Here is an 18,368-nt window from a genome sequence, read left to right as displayed (position 1 = left end):
GGTGGGGGTGGTGCGGGGTTCCCGCGCTTGGGGCCTGGCGGTCACCGCAACCTCGCATTCCATGACTCCGACCGTTTCGCGGGGCAAACTACCACTTGCCATTTAGTAGAGTACGGGCATGCCAGGCGCTGTTTCACACGGTGAGCCGTCCCGGTGACCACCGCACCGAACAACAAGCCGGCCAGGGAGCTGGCTGGGGCCGTGGTCACGCTGCGTGCAGCAGTGGATGCGGACGTTGCGGCGTTGGCGAGGATTCGTGCTACTCCGCAGGTGCGGGCCCGGTGGCGGGGTGGAACTGATCTCGCGGCTGAGGTTCGGGAGGCAATTGCGGACAACGGGCTGCGGTTTCTGACCATCCGGCAGGGCCAGCGCATCGTCGGTGGGATTCAGTGGGCTGCTGAGGACGACCCTGAGTATCGGCACGCGAGCATCGACATCTTCGTCGACCCGGCTGCGCACGGCAGGGGGCTCGGGACGGATGCGGTTCGCGCGCTGGTGGCGTACCTGGTCGAGGTCGAGGGTTTTCACCGGATCGTGATTGATCCGGCGGCGGACAATCGGGCGGCCATCCGGTGCTACGAGAAGGCCGGCTTCCGAGCGGTGGGAATCATGCGGCAGTACGAGCGCGGCGCCGACGGCCGCTGGCACGACGGCCTCCTGATGGACCTGCTCGCCGACGACCTCAAAGCCCCCGGAAGCGCCGCCGACCCCGGATAGAACCCATCGGCGACGGTGGACCCTGCAAGGTCCACCGTCGCCGCTCTCACCCGTCACCCGAAGGTGGCCGGAGCCTCCTTGGCCGCGGGGCGGCGGCCCGGCAAGTGCAGCGTGACCGTCGTCAGCCCGCCGTCTCGCTCGCCCGGCTCGGCCCCGAAGCGCCGCAACGTGCGCAGCGCCGCCACGTTGTCCGCGCCGATGTGTGCGACTACCGCTTCGACCTCGGCTCGTTCGGCGGCGGCTACCGCACGGCGGAGCAGGGCCGTGCCGATGCCGCGGCGTTGCCAGGGGTCGGCTACCAGCACCGCCACCTCGGCCAGGTCGCCCTCGGTGAGCAGGTTGGCCATGGCGACCACGCGCTCCTCGCCGCTGGCCGGGTCCAAGTGCAGCGCTAGCAGGGTCAGTCCCGCTGACGGCTCGATCAACCTGTGCAGGCGGGTCTCGGTGGGCTCGGCCGTCAAATAGCGACGGCGGCGGGATTCGGGGGAGCAGGTTGCGTGCAGTGTCCGTACCGCGTCGAGGTCTTCGGCTGTTGCCTCACGCACCAGCAGTTCGGCGCCGTCGGCCAGCAGCAGGGTGGTCTGTTCGGCGGTGCGGCGCACGAGCGCGCTGCTCACCTCGACCAGCGCCTGCGCCCGCGCATACTCCGCCGGGGTGAAGGCGGGGGCCGGCCGGACCACCTCGTAGGTGCCGCCGGCCGGGTCGATCAGCGTCATGTGCTGCTCGTCGAAGCCGTGCAGAACCACCGTCCCGGCCGGGCGCCAGCGCACCTCGGCCGCGTCCAGCAAAGCCAGCAGGGCCTCGCCCAACCCGTCGGGGTCGTGCACCAGCCGACCGGCCAGGGCCAGCGCGCGGGTCGGCTGGTCGGCCAGGCCCTGCGCCTCGGCCCGGGTGACGAACGCGTCGCGGCCACGGCCCCGGATGATGGCGGCGTGCAGCTCCGGCTCCGACATGGTGTCGGGGGCGTCGACCAGGAAGTCGTCAACCGCGCCGTCCTCGGTCGTATGGACCTGGACGGCCAGGATGTTCACCGAGCGCAGCGCGAGGCTGGCCGTGAGCACGGACAGGTAGCCGGGGCGGTCGTCAACCGTCGCCCTGATCCGCCACAACGCCATGCTCACCCTCCCGCTCGTGCTCCGGCCTCAAGCGTCTCTCGCGGGTGTTACCTGCGCATTGCCAACGCAACAGCCCTTATGAGGGGTCAGTCACAGCCGATGCGACCGGCGGCACACCGGCACGGTCCAGGCGGTCGCCCAGGATCACCGCGGCGGCCCGGACGAGCTGCGCCACCCGGTCGACCTCGGTGATGTGGAACGCGGCGGCGCGCAGGTCGTCGGCGTCCGAGCGAGCCACCACGAGCACCAGGCCGGCGCGGCCGAAGGGGGCCACGGCGTACTTGGTGTCGTCCGGGCCGACCAGCGGGCGCTCGCGCAGCGGGGTGACCTCGGGCAGGTGCAGCGGTGCGGGGGCGCGCCAGCTCGCGTATGCCACCGTGGGTTCGCTGCCGGTGGGCAGGTGCAGCGACGGCTCGTCGGCGGCCAGGCGCGGGGCGGCCGAGCGGGCGGCCCAGTCGGCCGGGACCACTGCGGCTGCGGCCCAGTCGGCGGCCAGCAGGCCTGGCACCGCGTCGACCAGCGTGGCCAGCCCGTCGGTGGGGTTCGCGGCTACCTGAGCGAGCAGTTCGGCGTCGTGACCGCCGGAGACCGGGGCACCGATGGCCTTCCAGATGCCGTCGACCTGGACGCCGGGGATGGCGGCGAGCCCGGCGAGCAGGCGGTCCACCCGGGCCGCACCCGGCCATACGACGGTGAAGTCGTCGACGGCCCGGCCGCCGAGGCGCTCCAGCACCACCACCTGGACGATGTCGGCTCCGGCCACGCCCAGCGTGCGGGCGACCTGGCCGAGGGCGCCCGGACGATCCGGCAGAGTGACTCGTACCCGCAGCAACATGCAACTCCCCTCATCGGGCGGCGTGACGGCACGAGCCTGCCCGAGTGGAGTTTCGCGGCCGTTGCGCCGCCATGTCCCGGCCGTCAAGGCGCATAGATATGCGCTGAATCACGCCCAGACTATGACGGGTCAGGCGGTTCCGCGACGGACTAGGTGGGTGTCGAGCAGAACATGTGAATTGTCGGCGGGTTCGCGGCGGATGCGGCTCACCAGCAGTTCGGCCATGCGCCTGCCCATGTCCTCGACCGGCTGGTGGACCGTGGTCAGCGGCGGCTGGGTCTGCCGGGCCACCGGCGCGTCCTCGAAGCCGATCACCGCCACGTCTTCCGGCACCTGCCGACCGGCCTCGCGCAACGCGCGCAGGGCGCCGCTGGCCATCAGGTCGGAGGCGACGAACACGGCGTCCAGCTCCGGGTCGCGGGCAAGCAGGGCCTTCATCGCGCCGGCCCCGCCGTCCTCGCTGAAGTCGCCGTATTCGATCAGCTCCGCGCCCTGCACCGCCTGGCAGTAGCCGGCCAGCCGGTCGATCCCGGCCACCATGTCCTGCGGCCCGGCCACGGTGGCCACCCGGCGCGCCCCACTCTGCTGCAGGAACTCGACAGCCATCCGGGCCCCGGCAACGTTGTCGACATCGACGAAGAAGTCGTCGGGCTCCGGCTCCAGGGGCCGGCCACCCAGCACGAACGGCATCCCGCGCTCACGCAGTATCGCCGGCAGCGGGTCGTCGTCGTGCAGCGACAACAGCAGCACGCCGTCGACATGGTGGCCGGTCAGGTGCCCGACCACGCGCTCGCGCTGTTCGGGCGAGGCAGCCATGGCCAGCCACAACTGCAACGGGGTCTCCAGCAGGGCGGCATTGATGCCGCGCAGCACCCCGGCGAAGAACGGCTCGCCGAACAGGCGCTCCTGCGACTCCGACACCACGAGGGCGACCGAGTCGGTGCGCTGGGTGACCAGTTGGCGGGCGGCACGGTTGGGCACGTAGCCCAGCTCGACGATCGCTGCCTCGACGGCCGCCTTGGCTTGCGGGCTCACCTGCGAGGAGCCGTTGAGAACGCGGGACGCGGTGCCCCGGCCGACTCCGGCGCGCGCCGCGACGGCATCGAGCGTCGGACGTCCCGGGGAACGCAGGGGCTGCCTGGTCATGCGCGCATTATTCTCCAGCACTATGAATGGTGTCTGCCCTGGCGTGGCCTAGGCTGACACCATGATCTGTCGGGCCTGCAAGGAGCGCCGGCACGAGGACTGCCGGGGCGGTTCGTGGTGCGACTGCCAGCATCGACCGGTGCAGCCGACGCCGCCCGTCACCGGGCCCGCGTCGCCATGATCCTCCCCGATGATCTGACGGATAGCTACCCGCGCGCCGCGGCGCCGTGCCTGCGGGTCAACTTCATCGCCAGCATCGACGGCGCGGTCACCATCGACGGCACGTCCGGCGCGCTCGGCGGTCCCGGCGACAAACGGATTTTCGACACGCTGCGGATGGTCTGTGACGTACTGGTGGCGGCTGCCGGGACCGTACGGAAGGAGCATTACGACGCCCTGCGCCTCGATGCCGGCGCCCGCGCCTGGCGCAAGACCCATGACCTGCCCGAGTTTCCGCTGATGGCGATCGTCTCGGGCAGCCTCGACCTCGACCCCGAACAGTTGATCTTCTCCGACGCCCCGATCAAGCCGCTGATCTTCACGCGCGCGGGGGCGACGCCGCCGCCCGGCCTGGCCGAGGTCGCCGAGATCATCGTCATGGACGACCTGGCCGGTCTCGTCGCCGAACTGCACCGCCGGGGCGCCACTCAGATCCTGTGCGAAGGCGGCCCGCATCTGTTCGGCGCCCTTCTGGCCGAGGGTCTGGTCGACGAGCTCTGCCTGACCATGTCGCCGCTGCTCGCAGGCGGTGACGCGGGCCGCATCGCCGCCGGGCCGCCCGCCGAACCCCAGAAGATGTCGCTGCGCCATGTCCTGCACGAGGACGACATGCTGTTCCTGCGGTACTCGCGCTAGATCCTGTGGACAACGTTGTGGATGACCCCCACAAGTTGTGGACAATCTGGGTCAACCGACGTGCCGTCCGTCAAGTTGTCAGACCCCTGGTGCAACATGATCGGCGTGCCCGATGAAGCAGAGCTCGCCAACGACCCGGTCGGCCGGGTGCTCGGCACCGCCGACGCCACCCCGCTACAGTTCTGGACGGCGGTGACCCCGGGCAGCTATCTGCAGCTCGACGACGTGGTGGTGACCAGCCGCGACCTGCCCGACCGCGAGCCCGTGACGATCGCCGGCGTGGTCACTCAGGTCCGGGCCCGGCACGAGGGCGCCCAGTTCGACTCCGACGTGTTGGCCATCGCCGAGGGCACCCTGCCGGCGCTGGTGCAGGAGGCCGCCGAGATCACCACCACCCGGGTCGACCCCGAGCTCTACGTGCCGCCCGCCCCCGGTGCCGTGGTGCACCGCGCCTCCGGTGCCGCCCGCGACGCCGCGCTGCACTTCGACCGGATGGAACGCCGGGTGCCGATGGGCACCGGGCGCGACGGCGTGCCGGTGTTCCTCAATGCCGACTTTCTCGACGGCACCCGCGGCGCGCACGTGTCGATCTCCGGCATCTCCGGCGTGGCCACCAAGACGAGCTTCGCCACGTTCCTGCTCTACTCGGTGTTCCGTTCCGGAGCGCTGGGCGCCGACGGCACCAACGCGCGGGCGCTGATCTTCAACGTCAAGGGCGAGGACCTGCTCTTCCTCGATCACGAGAACACCAAGCTCGACGACGCCACCGTAGCCGGCTACAAGCTGCTCGGGCTGCCCGCCTCGGCGTTTCCCGACGTCCGGGTCTACGCGCCGCCACGGGCCGGTGACTCGTCCGGTGCCCCCGACGTGAACAGCCGGCTGACCGGGGTCGACAGCTTCTACTGGACCCTCGAGGAGTTCTGCGAGAAGCGGCTGTTGCCGTACGTGTTCGCCGACGCGGACGACGAACGTCAGCAGTACACGATGGTCGTGCACTCGGTCACCGCCCACCTGGCGCGTCACGCGGTCCCGGCCGAGGGCGGGATCAGCATCGACGGGCGGCGGCTGGGCTCTTACGGCGACCTGGTGGATCACGTCGTCGACCAGCTCACCGACGACGAGACCCGTTCCACCTGGGCCGGCAGCGCGGTGAACATGGGCACGGTCAACGCGTTCGCGCGGCGCCTGATCGGCAGCAAGCGCGACCTGTCCCGGCTGATCCGCGGTGACCTGGCCGCCCGCCGCCCGCACCAGATCAAGACCGCCGAGAGCGCCCAGGTCACCGTCGTAGACCTGCACAACCTGCCCGACCGCGCGCAGCGGTTCGTGGTCGGCGTGACCCTCAAAACCGAGTTTGACGACAAGGAGAAGTCCGGCACCGGGCGGCCGCTGCTGTTCGTGGTGCTCGACGAGCTCAACAAGTACGCCCCCCGCGAGGGTTCCTCACCGATCAAGGAGGTGCTGCTCGACATCGCCGAGCGCGGCCGCTCGCTGGGCGTCATCCTGATCGGCGCGCAGCAGACCGCCAGCGAGGTGGAACGCCGCATCGTCACCAACTCGGCGATCCGGGTGGTCGGCCGGCTCGACCCGGCCGAGGCTTCGCGCCCCGAATACGGCTTCCTGCCACCGGCCATGCGCCAGCGCGCCCTGCTGGCCCGGCCCGGCACGATGTTCGTCAACCAGCCCGACATCCCGGTGCCGCTGTGCGTGGAGTTCCCGTTCCCCGCCTGGGCCACCCGCAAGTCCGAGTCCGGCCCACCGCCGGCGGGCACGATGCGCTCGATCGTGCAGGGCGTCGACCCGTTCGCGGTCGTCGGCGGGCGCAGCGGTTCGCCGGACGACGACATCCCGTTCTAAGGTTCCCCGATGCGCATCCTGCACACGTCCGACTGGCATGTCGGAAAGGTCCTGAAGGGACGCACCCGGCACGAGGAGCACATCCGCGTGCTGGCCCAGGTCGTGGAGGTCGCGCGGGCCGAGCGCCCGGACCTGGTCATCGTCGCCGGTGACCTGTACGACACGGCCGCGCCCTCGCCGGACTCCACCCGGGTGGTGACCCGGGCGTTGTCGGCGCTGCGCCAGACCGGGGCCCGGGTGGTCGCGATCGGCGGCAACCACGACAACGGGCATGCCCTGGACGCGCTGCGCCCCTGGGCCGACGCGGCCGGCATCGAGTTGCGCGGCTCGGTGCGCGACAAGCCCGAGGACCTCATCCTCACCGGGGAGACCGCATCCGGCGAGCGCTGGCGGCTGGCCGCACTGCCGTTCCTGTCGCAGCGCTACGCCATCCGGGCCGTGGAGATGTACGAGCTCACCGCGGCGGAGACCCAGCAGACCTACGCCGACCACATCGCGCGGCTGATCGCCCGGCTCACCGAGGACTTCGACCAGCCCGGCGCGGTCAACCTGCTCACCGCCCACCTCACCGTGGTCGGCGCCAGCGCGGGCGGCGGCGAACGCGAGGCCCACACCGTGATGGGCTACGCGGTGCCGGCCACGGTGTTCCCGCAGAACGCCCACTACGTTGCGCTGGGTCACCTGCACCGGTCACAGCGCGTCATCGGACCGGGGCCGGTCCGTTACTGCGGCAGTCCGCTGGCCGTCGACTTCGGCGAGGAGGAGAACGTACCCTCCGTAGCCATCGTCGACGTCGCCACCGACAAGGCGGCCCAGACCCGCGACGTGCCGATCACCGCGGCCAAGACCCTGCGCACGGTGCGCGGCACCATCGAACAGCTCGCCACGGTGAACCTTCCGGATGCGTGGCTGCGTGTCTATGTCCGTGAGTCGCCGCGGGTGGGGTTGCGCGAGGACGTGCAGGAGTTGCTGCCCAACGCCCTCGACGTGCGCATCGACCCGGACATGGTGCCGGACAAGTCGGGCGAGCGGATGGCTCAGCGGGCCGGACGGTCCCCGCGCCAGCTCTTCGGCGACTACCTGGACAACCGCGGCATCGCCGAGGACGACGTCCGTGAACTCTTCGACGAGCTGTACGACGAGGTGAGCAGCGAAAAATGAGACCTCTCAGGCTCGACATGGCCGGGTTCACGGTGTTCCGCGACGAGACCACCGTGGACTTCACCGACGCCGACTACTTCGCGCTGGTCGGGCCCACCGGCTCGGGCAAGTCGACGGTGCTCGACGCGATCTGCTTCGCGCTCTACGGCACCGTCCCGCGCTGGGGCGGCACCCGCGGCATCGGCAACGCGCTGGCCCCCTCGGCCACCGAGGCCCGCGTCCGGCTGGTTTTCGAGTCGGCCGGAGCGCGCTACGTGGCAACCCGGGTGGTCCGGCGCGACGGCCGCGGCAACGTCAAGACCGCCGGTGCCGGGCTGCAGCTGATGCCACCCGGCTTCGACGTGACCCGGCTGGACACCGGAATGAGCCTGGAGGACCTCGGCGACGTGCTGGCCGGCACGCCCGCCGAGATGGACGAGGCCGTGGTGAGCGCCGTAGGGCTGCCGTATGAGCAGTTCACCAGCTGTGTGGTGCTGCCGCAGGGCCAGTTCGCCGACTTCCTGCACGCCAAGCCGGCCACCCGCCAGCAGATCCTGGTCAACCTGCTCGGCCTGCACGTCTACGAGGAGGTGCAGACCCGGGCCAGCGCGCGGGCCAGCAAGGCTGAGAATCAGCTACAGATCGTCGATCAGAACCTCGATGCCCTCGCCGATGCCAGCGATGAGGCGGTCGAGCAGGCGGCGGACCGGCTGGCGGCGATGCGGGAGCTGACCGCGGCGGTCGAGCAGGCCGTGCCGCGTCTGCGCGAGGTGCGGGACAAGGAAACGGAGCTGGCTGCGGCGCGGGATGCCATTGCGCAGGAACTGGCGGCGCTGAGCGGTGTTCGTACCCCCTCGGGAAGTGCCCAGGTCGCACAGGCCGCGGCCGCCGCACGCACCGGGGCCGAGGCAGCGTCCGCGGCCGTGCGGTCCGCCGAAGAGCGTGAGGAAAAGGTACGAGGGGAGCTCGCGGCCGCCGGCGACGCCGGTTCGCTGGGGCTGATGCTGGACCGGCACATCGAGTTCGACCGGCTCACCGGGCAGGCCGAATGGTTCCAGGGCGAGGTCTCGGTCGCCGAGGTCGAGTACAAGGACGCGGTGTCGGCCGCCGAGCTCGCCCAGCACGCCCACCTGGGCGCCGAGCAGTTGCTGGAGCAGGCCCGGCTGGACTACTCCGAGGCGCAGACCGTCGACCGGGCCATCGCCCTGCGCGCCCACCTCACCGCCGGCCACGACTGCCCGGTGTGCGCCCAGCCGGTGACCACCGTCCCGGCCATGCCCGAAGGCTCCGCCGTGCAGGCGGCCGAACGCCAGGGCAAGGCCGCCCGAGCCGCCGCCGACGTGGCCGCCAAGGCGTGGAAGCAGCGCGACGCGGTCGCCCGTGAGCTGGAGCGTGGCCTGGACCGCAAGCGCGCCCAGTTCGAGCACCACAAGTCCCGGCTCGCCGAGGTCAAGGCCGCGCTGGCCGACTCGCCCGGCCAGGACGCGCTCAAGGCCCAGCTCGCCGAGCTGACCCGGCTGCAGCGCAAGCTCGACGACGCCGGCGCCGAGGTCCGCACCGCCCGCGAGGCCCAGCGCCGGGCCCAGCGTGCCGTCGCCGTGGCCGAGGACCAGCAGCGCACGGCGTGGCGTTCCTTCGACACCGTGCGCGATGCGGTGGCCCGCTTCGGTCCGCCTCCGGCCGACCGCGACGACCTGGCCGGGGCGTGGACCGCGCTGGTCGGCTGGGCCCAGGAGTCCGCCCGCCAGCGCGAAACCGCCCGTGCCGAAGCCGCCGCCGCAGTCGAGACCGCCGCCGGGCAGACCCGCCAGGCCCGCGCCGAGGTGCTCACCCTGTTCACCGATGCCGGCCTGGACGCGCCCTCCGGCAACGCCGACGCCGACCTGATCCGCGCGGCCGCCGTGGCCGCCGAACGAGCCGAAGGCGCCTGGCAACGCCTGCACGAGCGGCAACAACAGGCCCAGGCGTACGCCGAGCAGCGCGCCGACCTTGTCCGCACCCACCGCGTGGCCAAGTCGCTGTCGGGTCACCTGCGCGCCAACAACTTCGAACGCTGGCTGCTCGAAGAAGCCCTCGACCTGCTAGTGTCCGGCGCGTCCCGGATCCTGCGCGAGCTCACCGGCGAGCAGTACGAGCTCATGCACGACAAGGGCGAGTTCTACGTCATCGACCAGCACGATGCCGGCCTTCGCCGCGGCGTGCGCACCCTGTCCGGCGGCGAGACCTTCCAGGCGTCGCTGGCCCTCGCGCTGGCCCTGTCCGAGCAGCTCGCGGGCATGTCCACCACCGCGGCCAGCCTGGAGTCCATCGTGCTCGACGAGGGCTTCGGCACCCTGGACAGCGGCACCCTGGACGTCGTGGCGGCAACCCTGGAGAACCTGGCTGCCCGCGGCGATCGCATGGTCGGGGTGGTGACCCACGTCCACGCCCTGGCGGAACGCGTCCCGGTGCGCTTCGAGGTGCACAAGGACGCCCGGACGGCACACGTGGAGAGGGTCGGCCTTTGACCAGAATGTTCGTCGACGCCTGGGACCCGGCCTATGGCGCAAGCTTCGAAGGGGGCGACGGTGGGGATGGGCCGGCGTCGCCCAGCAGCGCCCAGGTCGACACCGATGTCGAGGTGCCCGCGGCGCAGTGGGCCCCGATCGACGTACCGGCCGGGTTGACGGCGCCCGACGTGGTGTTCCTGGTCGACGGGGTACGCCGCAACGACGCCGGGCTGTGGACCGCCGAGGAGGACGGGCAGTCGTTCCCCGGGCTCGCAGCGTCGTACGCGGCCGGGGTGGTGCGCTGCGATCTGCGCAACGGCGTCGCCCAGCTGGCCGGTGCCCGGGTGGCCCGCGGCCTGTTCACGGCCAGCCCGTCCGCGGAGGATCTGCAGGCCGGTTCGGTGCGCTACACGATCCATCGGGTCAGCGGCACCGGCGAGGCCAGCAAGCTACCCGCCGCCGTGCAGGGACCCTTGACCGCGCTGGAACTCGACATCTCCGACGACGCCCGGACCTCCGGCTCCGACGGTGCCGACCTGCTGGTGGTGGACGGGCCGCTGCGCAACCGCCGCCATTTGCCCCGGACCATCGGTTACATCAAGACCCAGCAGAAGCAGTACCTGCCGGCCGCGCTGACCCCGGTGGTGACCTCGCTCAAGCCCGGCCAGCGCACCCCGGTCTTCGCGATGGGAACGGTGTGGGGCGGCTGGTCGTGGTACCTGCGCCTGCCCGGAGCCTCGGGCGCCCCCTGGGCCGGGATCGTGCGCATCGAGTGCTCGCCGGATCTGACCCCGGACCAGGCGATCGAGCTGGCCGAGCTGTCGGTGGCCACGCTGCCCCGGTTCGCCTCCTCGGCCTACAAGGACCCGCGGGCGCCGCAGAACCTGGTGCCGATCGCCGGCCTGGAGAAACGCCTGCGCGGCATGCTCGGCGACTCCCGGGTCCTGCACCGAGCCCTGACCCTGGCCACCACGCGCCTGCGCTGAGCAGCTCCGCCGCCGTGGCGTTCCAGCGACATCGGGACGCCACCCTCGCGCGCCTGCGTCAAGCGCCGCCGCCGCCGGCCCGCGCCGCCCCCGAGCGGCGCCTGTATGTCCGGCTCGCCCCTTTTATCGCCCATCGCGGGACATGCTCACCGCGACCACAGCGCTACTCACAGCCCCATCCCGGCCGCCTTTTACGACGCCGCGTGAAGTCTAGGTGACCCACCGCTGACAACGCATCGTACGAGCGTGTGCAATACGCACTGTGCGCCTGTCGTAGCCGCCGCTTCGCTGAGTATTATTCGCGTGCCCCGGGAATCACATCGGTTCCCTTGGATGCAGCGCCCCCCGACGCGCGCCCGGACACCGCTTTTTGCGGGCGTACGAGCGTGCCCTTCACGCGCCTGGAACCGGAGGAACCTCTTGCGACTGCGCGTCCATGCTCCCGTGCCTCCACACGGCCCGGAAATTTTCTCCGACGCTTTGATCCTGCCGGGCAGGTTGGCCCGTACTAAGGGCGACGGGGAAAGCACCGGCAGGAGGAATCGATGCATGCGATGGTCATGGAGCGGCTCACGCCGGATGGGGCGGGCGTCATGACGCAGCAGCGTTCCGGAGGCCGGTGGCAGGCTCTCGACGGAGGCCGAAGTGCCGGCAATGATGGCGGCGTGATGCCGCGACAGGCCCGCCATGAGGCCGGGTCCGCGACCGCGAGTCACGAGGACACCCTGGTCCGCATGCTCTACGAGGAGCATGCCGGACCGTTGCTGATGTTCGTGCTGCGGCTGACCGGCGGTGACCGGCAGCGTGCCGAGGACATCGTGCAGGAGACGCTGCTGCGGGCGTGGCGCAACGCGCACCGCCTGGGCGCTCAGGGGCAGCAGTCGCTGCGTCCGTGGCTGGTCACCGTGGCCCGGCGCATCGCGATCGACGACCACCGCAGCGTCAGCGCTCGCCCGCCGGAAACGTATGACCGGGAGCTGGAGAGTTTCCCCAGTACGGCCGACGACACCGATCGGGTCCTGCAGCTGATGACGGTCACCGACGCCCTGCGTACGCTGAGCCAGTCGCACCGCGAGATCCTGGTCGAGACGTACTTCCGTGGCAAAACCGTCCCGGAGGCCGCTGACGTCCTCGGTCTGCCTCTCGGTACGGCCAAGTCGCGTGTGTACTACGCCCTGCGGGCCCTGCGTACGGCTCTGCAGCAGCGGGGGGTGACCGAGTAATGACGCAGGATCAACACTTCGACGTGGCCTCGTACGCCTTGGGGGTGCTCGACGAGCGCGACGCCGCGCGGTTCGAGGATCACCTGATCGACTGCCCGACCTGTGCGATCGAGCTGGAGTCGCTGCTGCCGGTGGTGGACATCCTCAGCGATGTCGACGCCGACGCGCTGGTGGCCACCGAACAGTCCCGCAAGGACGGGCTCGTTCTCAAGCAGATGATCGGAGAGGTACGTCAGGAGCGCCGCCGGGCCAACAGCCGGCGTCTCTACTCCCTGGCCGCCGCGGTCGTCGTCTTCGCCATGCTGTCGATCGGCGCGCTGTTCGCGGGCGGCAAGTGGCTGGCCCCTGAGCAGCCGGGTGGCTCGACCCCCGCGCAGGCGGCGTCGAGCAAGAAGATCGATCCGTTGCCCGATCCCGGCGATGGCATCGGCATCGGTGGCCTCGACCTGACCGGTGAGGTGATCGGCGGCGAGGACCCGCGCACCGGGGTGAAGGCCGAGGTCGCGTTCCAGCCCAAGGACTGGGGCACCCAGGTGTCGTTCGCGATCGCCAACATCGACGGCCCCAAGACGTGCCGGCTTGTCGCGGTGCGCACCGACGGCAGCTCCGAGACCCTGTCCACCTGGAAGGTGGGGGAGAAGGGCTGGGGCACCGCAGAGCAGAAGGAGCCGCTGCTGCTGCAGGCCGTCACCGCTCTGCCGCGCGATCAGATCGCGCACATCAAGGTCGAGGATGTGCAATCCGACGGCAGCGCGGAGACGCTCATTCGCGTTCCGTAATCAGCTTCGCCGAAACGAGCCCGGTCGCCATTGTGCGGCCGGGCTTTTTCGTGTTCGCGCCATTACCGGCCGCCACCGGTGGCGCCGGGGTGGCCATCTTTTACGGATCGCGGGGCGCAAAGGTTCAAAGAAAATTCTGGGAACTTAATCGGATCTGTTTTCAACCGAGCGGCCCTCGCCAGGCGTACTACTGCCCGACACGGAGTTGAAAGATCACAGTGGAGGGCTCTCGTGGTACCGGTGAAGCGAAAGATGATCGTCGCCAGCGCTGCGATCGCGGCGGCGCTTGCGCTGCCCGGTTGCGCCCCGGCCGGCTACAGCGGCGGTGGCAGCACTACTGACTACGGCGCCGAGCCGGCTGCGAACGCGGTGGGCGCCACCCCCGGCGCGACTGAAGGGGCTACGGCGGGGGCGACCCCCGAAGCTACCCCGGGCGCGACGCCCGGCGCGGAGACCGATGAGGGCGCGGACACCGACTCCGATGCCCCCGAGCTCAGCGATGACGAGGTGACCTCGGAGCTGACCGCGGCCAAGGTCAACAAGATGGGCGAGACCGTGCAGAACCAGGACGGCTTCGTGCTGTACCGGTTCGACAAGGACAAGGCCAAGCCCGAGGCGAAGACCACCTGCTACGGCGACTGCGCCAAGGTGTGGCCGCCCGCGGTGATCAACAAGGGTGAGACGCCCAAGCTGGACGGAGTGGACGCCAAGCTGGTCGGCACCGTCGAGCGCGAGGACGGCACGCTGCAGTTGACCCTGGACAACTGGCCGCTCTACACCTACATCGGCGACAAGAAGCCGGGTGCGTGGAAGGGCCAGAACGTGGCCGGCGCCTGGTTCGTGATCACCCCCGAGGGCAAGAAGAACCTCACCTGCCTGCCCAAGGTCTCCAAGGCTGTCGCGCCGCCCGCGGACTCCGGCAGCGACAAGCAAGAGAGCGGCAGCGACTCCGGGTCGGATTACAGCTACTGAGCGCGAATCAGCGTTCATAAGTTCTCTTTAATTCGTCTTTACCGCAGTCATTTTCCATTGCGGCACCGCCGGAAGTGAACCTAGCGTTCCAGGCGTCGCGAAACCGGAAATTGCTTTTTCTCTCTCGTTGTTCGGAGGTAAGAAGAATGATCGCCGCCCGCTCCTCCCGCCGCCTCAACCGCGGTCTTGTGGGCGTTCTGGCCATGACCCTGGCGGTGTTGCTGGCCCCGGCCGGCGCCGCCAAGGCGGCCGACGGTGTACCGATTCCGCCGAACACCGGGCTGACCGATGAGGGCGCGGGCACGCTCACCGCGGCCGACAAGGATTTCGTCATCAAGGTCCGGCTCGCCGGGCTGTGGGAGATCCCGGCCAGCAACATGGCGCAGGAGAAGTCGGACAACGAGGCGGTCAGGAAGGTCGGCGTCTCGATCGGCGAGCAGCACGTGGCGCTGGACAAGCTGGATGTTGCGGTGGCCAAGAAGCTCGGCATCGAGCTGCCCAACCTGCCGAACACCGACCAGCAGAGCTGGCTCGACGAGATGAAAGCGGCCAAGTCGTCCAAGCAGTTCGATCAGATCTACATCGATCGGCTGCGGGCGGCCCACGGCAAGATTTTCCCGGCCATCGCGACGATCCGGGCCAGCACCCGCAACGACTCGGTACGCAAGCTGGCCCAGCAGGCCAACCAGTTCGTGATGACGCACATGACGCTGCTGGAGAGCAGCGGCATCGTCGACTACGGCGCTCTGCCGACGGCCCCGCCGCCGGCGAAGACGAACGCCGGTCCGGTCCCGGTCGACAACGCAATGCTGGCGGCGGCCAGCAGCTCGGGCGGCGTGCCCGGGGTCAGCACCTCGGTCATTCTGCTCGTCCTCGCCGGAGCCCTGGTGGCCGGCGTGGTGACCACCATGCGCATCTTCCGGGCGCGTTAGCCACCGGGTGCTCCCGCACCCGCCATCAGGCATCTCCAACGGCATCACCCCTAGGCGGATTCACCACCCGCCACGTGTGGACACAGAAAGGTGTCAGCAATGCGAAGGTCGCACTACCGGCGCGAATCCAGGTTTCCCGCATGGTTCACCGGTCGGCGCCGGATCATCGCCGCGGTAGCCACTGTGGTTGCCTTCGGCAGCATCGTCACCGTCACGCAGGTGTCGGACGCGAGCACGAAGAGCCGCAATCAGCAGCGGGCTCTGGCAGCTTGCAACAACATCCAGGCACCGAAGCGTTCGAAGCTCTCGACGGAGACGAAGACGGGCACCTACACCACCAACAAGGGGCGCGTGACCCAGCACTCCGATGACGGCGCGAGCGATGTGCCGACCACCGAACAGTTGCGGGCCCGGTGCCGCCAGTGGATGAACCAGAACGGCGGCGGTGCCAACAACGGCGGCGGCAACAACGGTAGCGCCGCACCCACGCCGTCGGGCAGCACCGCGGCCGGCGGCGGCCAGCAGGGTGGCGGTCAGCAGGGCGGCGGTCAGCAAGGCGGGGGCCAGCAGGGCGGCGGCAACAACGGCGGTGGCGCGGCCACCCCGCCTCCCGGAGCCGGCCTCGGCATCCTGACCAACAGCTGCTCGACCAGCCAGCTGCAGCCGCACACCGGTTTCCAGGACGGCGACCGCTGCGTCTCCACCGAGTTCGGTGAGGTCAGCTCGGCCGCGAACAACCCGTCGCTGCTGATCACCGAGGCCCCGGCCCAGGTCGGCGTCAACGAGGCGTTCACCATCAAGGTCAGCACCCGCAACCTGATCCGCGACCGCTTCCTCGCGGCCGGCCAGGGTGGCTACTACGTCGAGTCGTCGGTGCTGCAGAACGGCATCGTCCGCGGTCACTTCCACACCGCCTGCCGCGTGCTGGGCAGCACCAACGAGGCGCCGGACCCCTCGCCGGTCCCCGCGTTCTTCGTGGCGACCGAGGACAAGCAGGGTGGCGCGGCCCCCGACACGGTCACCATCCAGGTCCCGGGCCTGCCGAACGAGGGCACCTTCCAGTGCGCCTCGTGGGCCGGTGACGGCTCGCACCGCATCCCGATGATGCAGCGCGCCAACGAGACCCCCGCCTTCGACGCGGTCCGCATCGAGGTCGGCGGCGGCAACGGCGGTGGCGACAACGGTGGTGCCGGCGACAACGGTGGCGGCCAGAACAATGGCGGCGGCAACAACGGTGGCGGCCAGAACAACGGCGGCGGCAACAACAACTGATCCAGGTACGGAGCCCTGCCGCAACCCGGCCGGCGAACCCTGACGGGGCGCGCCACCTCTGACATGGTGCGCCCCCAGGGGGCCCCCCATCGTTCGGCCGGATCGCCGCCCACCCCCCTGCGGGCGGCATCAGCGACAGGCGGCCCGAGCACAGGAATCGCCTGACGAAAGGAGGCGCGGTACCCAGTTCGGACGCCGACTACCAGCTCCGCCACCGGGTGACGCGGACCGACTCGGGTGTCCGCGCCCACCCATACCCGATGGCCCTGACCGGGAGCGCGGTCAGGGCCATCGGCATGTCCGCGCAGATGTACCGGACGGGCGTGCGGGGAGCCTATAGTGGCGCGGTGACGAAGACAGTGGTCCGGCGGCTGAACATGCCGGCGAATTACCACTTCACCGGCACCTTGCGGTCGTTGCTGGTGGTCCGCTACGACCCGTGCGGCAAGCTCACCGACGGCGAATTCTGGACTTGTGGACGTACCCCTGAAGGGCCTGCGTCCTTGCACCTGAAAAGGGTGGACGCGCAAGTGGTCGCGACCGCGCACGGGCCCGGCGCCGACTGGATGGCCGAGCGGGCCGACGCGATCGCCGGACTGCGCGACGACCTGGGGGAATTCGCCGAGCTGGCCCGCAGTCATCCGCTGATCGCGCGGCTGGCCAAGACGTTTGGTGGGCTGCGGTTCCCGGCCAGCGGACAGGTGTTCCACCGGCTGATCCGCGCGGTGCTGGAGCAGAAGGTCACCGGCATCGAGGCGCACCGGGCCTACCGTTCGATGGTGAAGCACTTCGGCGAACCGGCGCCCGGCCCGGCGGAGCTGCTGCTGCCGCCCGACCCCGAAGCCGTCGCCGCCACGCCCTACTGGGTGTTCCATCCGTTCGGCGTCGAACAGCGCCGCACCCAGGCCCTGCTGCGCGGTGCGGCGGTCGCGGCCCGGCTGGAACGGTGCGCCGACAGCGCCGAGGCCACCCGCCGGCTGGTGGCGATTCCCGGCATCGGCCCGTGGACGGCCGCCGAGGTGGTGCGCACGGCCTACGGCGACGCGGATGCGGTCAGTGTCGGCGACTTCCACATTCCGAACACGGTGGCGTGGGCGCTGGCCGGGGAGACCCGGGGCACCGACGCGCGGATGCTCGAGCTGCTCGAGCCGTTCGCCGGGCACCGCGGGCGGGTCTGCGAGCTGCTGGCGATGGGCGGCATCATGGCACCGAAGTTCGGCCCGCGGATGCCGATCCGGTCCTTCGCACGCTTCTGAGCGGCGTTTGAAAGACTGGTGACGTGGCTTTCACGTTAACGATTGACTGCGGTGGCGGCGGTATCAAGGGTTCCGTGCTGGACGAGGCCGGGACGATGCGCGCGCAGCCGTTGCGGGTGCCGACGCCGTACCCGCTGCCTCCGGATCTTTTCGTGAAGACCCTGGTGGCTCTGGGGGAGCGCCTGCCGACCGCGGACCGGGTGACCGTCGGGATGCCGGGCATGCTGCGCCACGGCGTGGTGGTGGCGACGCCGCACTACATCACGCGGAGCGGGCCTCGTACCAGAATCGATCCGGAACTGCAGGATGCCTGGTTCGGCTTCGACGCCCGTACGGCGCTGGCCGAGGCGTTCGGCCTGCCGACCCTGGTGCTCAACGACGCCGAGGTGCACGGCGCGGGCGTGGTGGCCGGCACCGGCTGCGAACTCGTGCTGACGCTGGGCACGGGCCTGGGCTGCGCGCTGTTCGACGGTGGCCAACTGGCCCCGCACCTGGAGATGAGCCAGGCACCGGTGCGCTGGGGGATGAGCTACGACACCTACATCGGCGAGCACGAGCGGCGCCGGCTCGGTGACGCACTCTGGTCGCGCCGGGTCCGCAACGTCATCGAGGGACTGCGCCCGGTGTTCCTGTGGGACCGGGTCTATCTGGGCGGCGGCAACTCCCGGCTGATCACCCCGGCGCAGCTGGCCCGGATGGGCGACGATGTCGTGGTGGTCCCCAACACGGCAGGCATCGTCGGCGGCGTCCGTGCCTGGACGCTCAACGCCCGCTGATGCGTCCAGACACCGCGT

Annotated in this window: 16 protein-coding genes; 13 read left to right on the top strand and 3 right to left on the bottom strand. The window is 70.5% G+C overall.

The annotated features are described in order from the left end of the window. Positions 1-153 precede the first annotated feature (153 nt). Complete coding sequence (locus TFC3_RS25105; protein ID WP_236718306.1) at positions 154-717, top strand: GNAT family N-acetyltransferase; 564 nt, start codon at positions 154-156, stop codon at positions 715-717. A 53-nt stretch (positions 718-770) separates the two neighbouring features. Here TFC3_RS25105 and TFC3_RS25100 read toward each other — a convergent pair whose 3' ends face one another. From TFC3_RS25100 to TFC3_RS25090, 3 genes are all read right to left on the bottom strand, one after another. Further along, positions 771-1,832, bottom strand: a complete 1,062-nt coding sequence (locus TFC3_RS25100; protein WP_067504654.1) for a GNAT family N-acetyltransferase — start codon at positions 1,830-1,832, stop codon at positions 771-773. A gap of 76 nt (positions 1,833-1,908) precedes the next feature. Beyond that, positions 1,909-2,667: an amino acid-binding protein gene (locus tag TFC3_RS25095; protein ID WP_067504651.1), complete on the bottom strand. Its 759-nt coding sequence runs from the start codon at positions 2,665-2,667 to the stop codon at positions 1,909-1,911. 129 nt (positions 2,668-2,796) lie between these two features. Continuing rightward, positions 2,797-3,813 (bottom strand): LacI family DNA-binding transcriptional regulator, encoded by a 1,017-nt coding sequence (locus TFC3_RS25090; RefSeq protein WP_067504646.1) that lies wholly within the window; start codon positions 3,811-3,813, stop codon positions 2,797-2,799. Between the two features lie 114 nt (positions 3,814-3,927). Here TFC3_RS25090 and TFC3_RS25085 point away from each other — a divergent pair, with 114 nt between their 5' ends. The 12 genes from TFC3_RS25085 to TFC3_RS25030 all read left to right on the top strand — a co-directional run bounded on the left by TFC3_RS25085 (position 3,928) and on the right by TFC3_RS25030 (position 18,350). Continuing rightward, positions 3,928-4,668 carry a pyrimidine reductase family protein gene (locus TFC3_RS25085; protein ID WP_369819648.1) on the top strand — a complete coding sequence of 247 codons (741 nt, stop codon included), beginning with the start codon at positions 3,928-3,930 and terminating at the stop codon, positions 4,666-4,668. Positions 4,669-4,764: 96 nt separating this feature from the next. Further along, complete coding sequence (locus tag TFC3_RS25080) at positions 4,765-6,525, top strand: ATP-binding protein (protein WP_173745348.1); 1,761 nt, start codon at positions 4,765-4,767, stop codon at positions 6,523-6,525. A gap of 9 nt (positions 6,526-6,534) precedes the next feature. Continuing rightward, complete coding sequence (locus TFC3_RS25075) at positions 6,535-7,686, top strand: exonuclease subunit SbcD (protein WP_067504643.1); 1,152 nt, start codon at positions 6,535-6,537, stop codon at positions 7,684-7,686. Beyond that, positions 7,683-10,172 carry an AAA family ATPase gene (locus tag TFC3_RS25070; RefSeq protein WP_067504639.1) on the top strand — a complete coding sequence of 830 codons (2,490 nt, stop codon included), beginning with the start codon at positions 7,683-7,685 and terminating at the stop codon, positions 10,170-10,172. Before TFC3_RS25075 ends, TFC3_RS25070 begins: the two co-directional genes overlap by 4 nt. Beyond that, complete coding sequence (locus TFC3_RS25065) at positions 10,169-11,140, top strand: hypothetical protein (RefSeq protein ID WP_082772293.1); 972 nt, start codon at positions 10,169-10,171, stop codon at positions 11,138-11,140. The genes TFC3_RS25070 and TFC3_RS25065 overlap by 4 nt, the downstream gene beginning before the upstream one ends. 545 nt (positions 11,141-11,685) lie before the next feature. Continuing rightward, positions 11,686-12,363 (top strand): sigma-70 family RNA polymerase sigma factor, encoded by a 678-nt coding sequence (locus tag TFC3_RS25060; protein ID WP_173745347.1) that lies wholly within the window; start codon positions 11,686-11,688, stop codon positions 12,361-12,363. Beyond that, the gene (locus tag TFC3_RS25055; RefSeq protein ID WP_067504633.1) at positions 12,363-13,142 is read left to right on the top strand and encodes a zf-HC2 domain-containing protein; all 780 of its coding nucleotides are present in this window, start codon (positions 12,363-12,365) and stop codon (positions 13,140-13,142) included. The genes TFC3_RS25060 and TFC3_RS25055 overlap by 1 nt, the downstream gene beginning before the upstream one ends. A gap of 240 nt (positions 13,143-13,382) precedes the next feature. Continuing rightward, positions 13,383-14,114 carry a hypothetical protein gene (locus TFC3_RS25050; protein WP_369819647.1) on the top strand — a complete coding sequence of 244 codons (732 nt, stop codon included), beginning with the start codon at positions 13,383-13,385 and terminating at the stop codon, positions 14,112-14,114. Between the two features lie 146 nt (positions 14,115-14,260). Then, positions 14,261-15,046, top strand: coding sequence for a DUF4142 domain-containing protein (locus TFC3_RS25045; RefSeq protein ID WP_082772292.1), 786 nt, complete (start codon positions 14,261-14,263; stop codon positions 15,044-15,046). A 99-nt stretch (positions 15,047-15,145) separates the two neighbouring features. Beyond that, the gene (locus tag TFC3_RS25040; protein ID WP_082772291.1) at positions 15,146-16,318 is read left to right on the top strand and encodes a Pecanex-like protein 1; all 1,173 of its coding nucleotides are present in this window, start codon (positions 15,146-15,148) and stop codon (positions 16,316-16,318) included. Positions 16,319-16,626: 308 nt separating this feature from the next. Next, on the top strand, positions 16,627-17,574 hold the full coding sequence (locus tag TFC3_RS25035; RefSeq protein ID WP_067507506.1) for a DNA-3-methyladenine glycosylase: 948 nt from the start codon (positions 16,627-16,629) through the stop codon (positions 17,572-17,574). A gap of 23 nt (positions 17,575-17,597) precedes the next feature. Continuing rightward, on the top strand, positions 17,598-18,350 hold the full coding sequence (locus TFC3_RS25030; protein WP_067504626.1) for an ROK family protein: 753 nt from the start codon (positions 17,598-17,600) through the stop codon (positions 18,348-18,350). The last annotated feature ends 18 nt before the right edge of the window (positions 18,351-18,368 follow it).

Origin of the sequence: Actinoplanes sp. TFC3, assembly GCF_001553785.1 — a bacterium.
Classification (GTDB): Bacteria; Actinomycetota; Actinomycetes; order Mycobacteriales; family Micromonosporaceae; genus Actinoplanes.
Note: the sequence above shows the minus strand (reverse complement) of the source record. Positions and strands in the feature narration are given on the sequence as shown.

What these genes read in the sequence shown, in the direction of transcription:
- TFC3_RS25055 (WP_067504633.1), top strand. Translation starts at nt 12,363, where the DNA reads ATGACGCAGGATCAACACTTCGACGTGGCCTCGTACGCCTTGGGGGTG.
- TFC3_RS25070 (WP_067504639.1), top strand. Translation starts at nt 7,683, where the DNA reads ATGAGACCTCTCAGGCTCGACATGGCCGGGTTCACGGTGTTCCGCGAC.
- TFC3_RS25100 (WP_067504654.1), bottom strand. Translation starts at nt 1,832, where the DNA reads ATGGCGTTGTGGCGGATCAGGGCGACGGTTGACGACCGCCCCGGCTAC.
- TFC3_RS25080 (WP_173745348.1), top strand. Translation starts at nt 4,765, where the DNA reads ATGATCGGCGTGCCCGATGAAGCAGAGCTCGCCAACGACCCGGTCGGC.
- TFC3_RS25035 (WP_067507506.1), top strand. Translation starts at nt 16,627, where the DNA reads ATGTACCGGACGGGCGTGCGGGGAGCCTATAGTGGCGCGGTGACGAAG.
- TFC3_RS25040 (WP_082772291.1), top strand. Translation starts at nt 15,146, where the DNA reads ATGCGAAGGTCGCACTACCGGCGCGAATCCAGGTTTCCCGCATGGTTC.
- TFC3_RS25095 (WP_067504651.1), bottom strand. Translation starts at nt 2,667, where the DNA reads ATGTTGCTGCGGGTACGAGTCACTCTGCCGGATCGTCCGGGCGCCCTC.
- TFC3_RS25060 (WP_173745347.1), top strand. Translation starts at nt 11,686, where the DNA reads ATGCATGCGATGGTCATGGAGCGGCTCACGCCGGATGGGGCGGGCGTC.
- TFC3_RS25075 (WP_067504643.1), top strand. Translation starts at nt 6,535, where the DNA reads ATGCGCATCCTGCACACGTCCGACTGGCATGTCGGAAAGGTCCTGAAG.
- TFC3_RS25090 (WP_067504646.1), bottom strand. Translation starts at nt 3,813, where the DNA reads ATGACCAGGCAGCCCCTGCGTTCCCCGGGACGTCCGACGCTCGATGCC.
- TFC3_RS25045 (WP_082772292.1), top strand. Translation starts at nt 14,261, where the DNA reads ATGATCGCCGCCCGCTCCTCCCGCCGCCTCAACCGCGGTCTTGTGGGC.